Source organism: Streptomyces sp. NPDC060027 (assembly GCF_042737005.1).
In the GTDB taxonomy this organism is placed as follows: domain Bacteria; phylum Actinomycetota; class Actinomycetes; order Streptomycetales; family Streptomycetaceae; genus Streptomyces.
Genome location: NZ_JBHWVI010000365.1, coordinates 1 through 5,335, shown reverse-complemented (window position 1 = coordinate 5,335; position 5,335 = coordinate 1). Strand labels below are relative to the sequence as shown.

Annotated in this window: 5 protein-coding genes; 3 read left to right on the top strand and 2 right to left on the bottom strand. The window is 69.5% G+C overall.

Features of this window, described 5'->3' with window-relative positions:
• Window positions 1-437 precede the first annotated feature (437 nt).
• Window positions 438-1,895, top strand: a complete 1,458-nt coding sequence (gene ahcY, locus ACFWBT_RS41585) for an adenosylhomocysteinase (RefSeq protein ID WP_385709619.1) — start codon at window positions 438-440, stop codon at window positions 1,893-1,895.
• 100 nt (window positions 1,896-1,995) lie between these two features.
• Window positions 1,996-2,646: a hypothetical protein gene (locus ACFWBT_RS41580; protein WP_385709616.1), complete on the top strand. Its 651-nt coding sequence runs from the start codon at window positions 1,996-1,998 to the stop codon at window positions 2,644-2,646.
• A gap of 55 nt (window positions 2,647-2,701) precedes the next feature.
• Here ACFWBT_RS41580 and ACFWBT_RS41575 read toward each other — a convergent pair whose 3' ends face one another.
• Window positions 2,702-3,811: an RDD family protein gene (locus ACFWBT_RS41575; RefSeq protein ID WP_385709614.1), complete on the bottom strand. Its 1,110-nt coding sequence runs from the start codon at window positions 3,809-3,811 to the stop codon at window positions 2,702-2,704.
• Between the two features lie 130 nt (window positions 3,812-3,941).
• On the opposite strand from ACFWBT_RS41575, the gene ACFWBT_RS41570 reads away from it, so the two are divergent.
• Window positions 3,942-4,949: a stage II sporulation protein M gene (locus ACFWBT_RS41570; RefSeq protein WP_385709612.1), complete on the top strand. Its 1,008-nt coding sequence runs from the start codon at window positions 3,942-3,944 to the stop codon at window positions 4,947-4,949.
• A gap of 203 nt (window positions 4,950-5,152) precedes the next feature.
• On the opposite strand, the gene ACFWBT_RS41565 is transcribed toward ACFWBT_RS41570, so the two are convergent.
• The coding region (locus ACFWBT_RS41565; protein ID WP_385709609.1) for a hypothetical protein at window positions 5,153-5,335 on the bottom strand (183 nt) is incomplete at its 5' end.

Here is a 5,335-nt window from a genome sequence, read left to right as displayed (position 1 = left end):
GCCTGAGATCTCAGGCGGGCCCCGACGGCGTTCATCTCCGCCGTTCAGCCCTGCCGACCGGTTCCGCTGTTCATCTCCGCCGGCCAACTCGCCTGTCCCGGTCTGCGACCGGCCCACGGCGGCATCACGGGTACCACCGCCCCGTGAACGGCCCGGTGCGGGGCCGCCCGACCCTTCCCCGTCCAGAGGCGGACTGGGGCGGGACGGGCCCACCGGTGTAGCTTGGTCGGTGAGCCAGACGTCGCTGCTGATGGCGGTCGGGCGGTCCCACCGCGGACCGGCCGAGGGAGAGAGGGCCTCCGACGGACTGCGCTGCGCGCACCGGGCACTCCTGTGCCCTGCCGGGGCACGTCCGTGCCCCGTCGGGCATGCGTACCCGCCCACCGCCGCGCAGAACAGCCCTACCCACCTCGCCCCGATTCCGAGGAGCAGCTCGTATGACGACTGTCGACAACCGACAGGACTTCAAGGTCGCCGACCTCTCCCTGGCCGCCTTCGGCCGCAAGGAGATCACCCTCGCCGAGCACGAGATGCCCGGCCTGATGTCGATCCGCCGGGAGTACGCCGAGGCGCAGCCCCTCGCGGGCGCCCGCGTCACCGGCTCCCTGCACATGACGGTGCAGACCGCCGTCCTCATCGAGACCCTGGTCGCCCTGGGCGCCGAGGTCCGCTGGGCCTCCTGCAACATCTTCTCCACCCAGGACCACGCCGCCGCCGCCATCGCGGTCGGCCCGAACGGCACGCCCGAGAACCCGCAGGGCGTCCCGGTCTTCGCCTGGAAGGGCGAGACCCTGGAGGAGTACTGGTGGTGCACGGAGCAGGCGCTGACCTGGCCGAACACCCCCACCGGCGGCCCGAACATGATCCTGGACGACGGCGGTGACGCCACCCTCCTCGTCCACAACGGCGTCCAGTACGAGAAGGACGGCAAGGTCCCCTCGGTCGACACCGCCGAGTCCGACGAGCACCGCGTCGTCCTCGAACTCCTGCACCGCACCATCACGGACGGCTCGCAGAAGTGGACCCAGCTCGCCTCGGAGATCCGCGGCGTGACCGAGGAGACCACGACCGGCGTCCACCGCCTGTACGAGATGTACCGCGACGGCACCCTGCTGTTCCCGGCGATCAACGTGAACGACGCCGTCACCAAGTCGAAGTTCGACAACAAGTACGGCTGCCGCCACTCCCTGATCGACGGCATCAACCGCGCCACCGACACCCTGATCGGCGGCAAGACCGCCGTCGTCTGCGGCTACGGCGACGTGGGCAAGGGCTGCGCGGAGTCCCTGCGCGGCCAGGGCGCCCGGGTGATCATCACCGAGATCGACCCGATCTGCGCCCTGCAGGCGGCGATGGACGGCTACCAGGTCACGACCCTCGACGAGGTCGTCGACAAGGCCGACATCTTCGTCACCACGACGGGCAACAAGGACATCATCATGGCCTCGGACATGGCCAAGATGAAGCACCAGGCGATCGTCGGGAACATCGGTCACTTCGACAACGAGATCGACATGGCCGGCCTCGCCAAGATCCCCGGCATCGTCAAGGACGAGGTCAAGCCGCAGGTCCACACCTGGAAGTTCTCCGACGGCAAGGTCATCATCGTGCTGTCCGAGGGCCGCCTGCTGAACCTGGGCAACGCGACGGGCCACCCGTCCTTCGTGATGTCCAACTCGTTCGCGGACCAGACCCTGGCCCAGATCGAGCTGTTCACCAAGCCCGAGGAGTACCCGACCGACGTCTACGTGCTGCCCAAGCACCTCGACGAGAAGGTCGCCCGTCTCCACCTCGACGCGCTCGGCGTGAAGCTCACGACGCTTCGCCCCGAGCAGGCCTCGTACATCGGTGTCGAGGTCGACGGCCCGTACAAGTCGGACCACTACCGCTACTGAGCACGCCCGCCGAGCAGCGGTACCACCGCTCGGCGTCCGGATGTCAGCAGGCCCTCGCCGTCCCGGCGGGGGCCTGTCCCCGATGAGGACCTGAACGCCCATGCCCCGCGGCCGCTATTCGCTCCATGATCCGCACGACCACACCCCCCTCGCAGAAGAACACTTCCACTGCGCGCCCGGCCCTTCCGGTTGGCGTTACGTCTCCCAACTCACCACCCCCTCCGGCACAGAGCCCGACAGCGCCTCCCGGCAGGGCACGGTCACCGGCTCCGTCGACCTCACCCTCGACGAACTCGGCCGCCCCATCCGCCTCGAACTGCACGCCGCCAACTGGCAGGTACGGGCCGCCGCCCTCGACGGCGTGACCTGGGTCCGCACCGACCCGACCGGCACCGAGGCCACGGAAGGCAATGTGCCCGCCCATGCCTTCACCGGCACGTCCCCCGCGTTTCTCGTCGCCACCGCCCGTCTCCTTCGCCTCACCCCCGCCGCCGACGCCCCGGCGACCCGCGTACGCCTCGTCGCCTTCACCGACCCGGTCCTCGCCCCGCGCACCCTCGACCAGTCCTGGGCCTTGATCGCAAGCGAAACACACGCCACTGACAACGGTCCGCTGACCGTGGACGAATACCGGGTCACGGCGCTGGACACCGGGGAGCAGCACGCCGTGCACATCGCGGGAGACGTGGTGCTCGCGGCCCCCGGCATCGAACTGGAGCACCTCGAATCACCTCCGTCGGTCTTCACCTGACGGCGGGTTCGCGCTGCTGGGCCGGTCTGGGATGCCGAGCCGGCGCCGCACGCGGCTACGCGGGCGGCGCGAAGCCGGTCGTCGGACGCTCAGCCTGGGCGCCCTGCTCGGCCGGACCGGCCGTGGGCGGGGAGGTCTGCGGGGCCGCGGGCTGTTGAGCGGTCACCGGATACCCGACGGGGCCCGGCCCGACCGGATACCCGGCGGGGCCCGGTGACCCGGCGTGGTCGCCGGGTCCCGGCCGGACGGGATAGCCGGCAGGGGCACCTGGTCGGCCGGGATGGCCGACGGGACTGCCCGGCTGGACGGGATACCCGGCTTGGGCGGGATACCGGGCTTGGGCGGGATACCCGGGGGCGGGATACCCGGGCTGGGTGGAGTAGCCACCGGGGCCCGGTGCCGCGAATGCGCCCGGCGCGCCGCCGAACGCCCGACGGGCCTCCCGGGTCTGCCGCTCCTGCACCACGGCCGCCAGATACGCCCCGGCCGGCACGCCCCGCGGCGCCGGAACTCCGGTACGAGCGGCGAGGTCCACGGCGAGCCGTTCCGCCATCGCCCCACCGACCTGCGGATCCAGCTGCTGCATCCGCGTCAGGTACTGGCGAATGGCCAGCCACAGCCCGTCCGGAACGGCGGACAGATCGAGCTCCGCGAACCGTCCCGCCAGCCAGGGCGGCGGCGGAGGAACGAACGGCATCCGTCCCACCGGTATCCGTTCCCGTACGACAAGGGTCCCCGCGAAGACGTCACCGAGCCGCCGCCCGCGCTCCGACACCAAGGAGGCGATGCAGGCGACGATTCCGAACGTCATCAGGATCTCGACCACACCCACGGCTCCGCGCACCAGCGCGTGCCGGAACCGGATCGGCCCGCCGTCGTCCCGCACCACCCGCAGCCCGCACGCCAGCTTTCCCAAGGACCGACCGTGGCTGAGCGTCTCGACGGCTATCGGCCCCCCGATCAGCACAAGAAGGAAGCTCGCGATCGACACGGCGATCTGCGCCGCCTCGTCCAACGCGGCGGTCGACGCGACCAGCCCGATGGTCACGACGATGTAGACCGTCACCGCCACGGCCAGATCGAGCGACACGGCCAGCGCCCGGCTCGGCAGTTTCGCGGGGCGCAACTCCAGCGCCACCGCCTCGCCCGTCACTAGCTCACTCACGCTCGCCGTCCTTCCCCTGACCTGCCCCGAGAACAGCCAGTCTGCCAAGCTGAGGGCGCATCGCGCCGCAGTAAGACAAGCTGACATCGAAGATGAGCAGCCGACGAGCAGCCGAGGAGCAGGCAAAACGATGGACCTCGACGTCTTCGTCTCCTCCCACCGAGCCGAGTGGGACAGACTCGACGCCCTGCTGCGCCGCCGACGCCGCCTCACCGGAACCGAGGCCGACGAACTCGTCACCCTGTACCAGCGAACCGCCACTCATCTCTCGCTGATCCAGTCCAGCGCGCCGGACCCCCAGCTCACCGGGCGCCTCAGCCAGCTCGTGGCCCGCGCGCGCAGTGCCGTGACAGGCACCCGCCGTGCCTCCTGGCACGACGTCACCCGCTTCCTGACGCACGGTTTCCCGGCAGCGGTCTACCGCTCACGGCACTGGTGGGTGCCCACGGCACTCCTGTCCACGGCGATAGCGGCCCTCCTCGGGTGGTGGATCGGTACCCACCCCGAAGTCCAGGCCTCCATCGCCGCCCCCAGCGAACTGCGTGACCTCACCCGGCCCGGTGGCGAGTACGAGACCTACTACTCCAGCCACCCCGCGGCCTCCTTCGCCGCCCAGGTGTGGACGAACAACGCCCAGGCCGCGGCGATGTGCCTGGTGCTGGGCGTCTTCCTGGGCCTCCCGGTCCTCTGGATCCTCTTCCAGAACATGCTCAACCTGGGCGTCGGCATCGGCCTGATGTCATCGGCCGGCCGCCTCGACACCTTCCTGGGGCTCGTCCTCCCGCACGGTCTGCTGGAACTGACCGCCGTCTTCGTCGCCGCGGGCACGGGACTGCGACTGGGCTGGACCGTGATCGACCCGGGTCCGCGATCCCGTCGGGCCGCCCTGGCGGAAGAGGGCCGCGCCGCGCTGGGTATGGCGATAGGCCTGGCCCTGATCCTCTTCGTCTCTGGTGCCATCGAAGGCTTCGTCACGCCGTCGGGTCTCCCCACATGGGCCCGAATCGGGATCGGAATCGCGGCTGAACTGGCCTTTCTTCTGTACGTCTATGTCCTTGGAGGTCGCGCGGCACGCTCCGGCGACACCGGTGACGTCGCGGCATGGGAGCGCAGCGCCACTCTCCCGACGGCCGCCTGATGTGCGTGCACCCTCGCTGACCTGCTAGTCTCCTCTTCGCCCCAGAAAACCCGTTGACACGGGTCGATCGGGGAGGTAGATTTGAACAGTTGCCTAGAACTGGACACGTCCGGCGGCAGCAGTTAGAGTCTGCTCGCTTCTCAAAGCAATCGACACGTCGATTCAGAAGAAGCCGCTCCTGATGATTCAGAAATGGTCGCCGGTCAATCCGGTCCACGGATTCTGATAAAGTCGGAGTCGCCGGAAAGGGAAACGCGAAAGCAGATTACCTGGAAAGCACCGAGGAAATCGGGCCCGAAAGGATCTGATAGAGTCGGACTCGCCGGAAAGGGAAACGCGGAAGCGGGAACCTGGAAAGCACCGAGGAAATCGGATACGGAAACGGT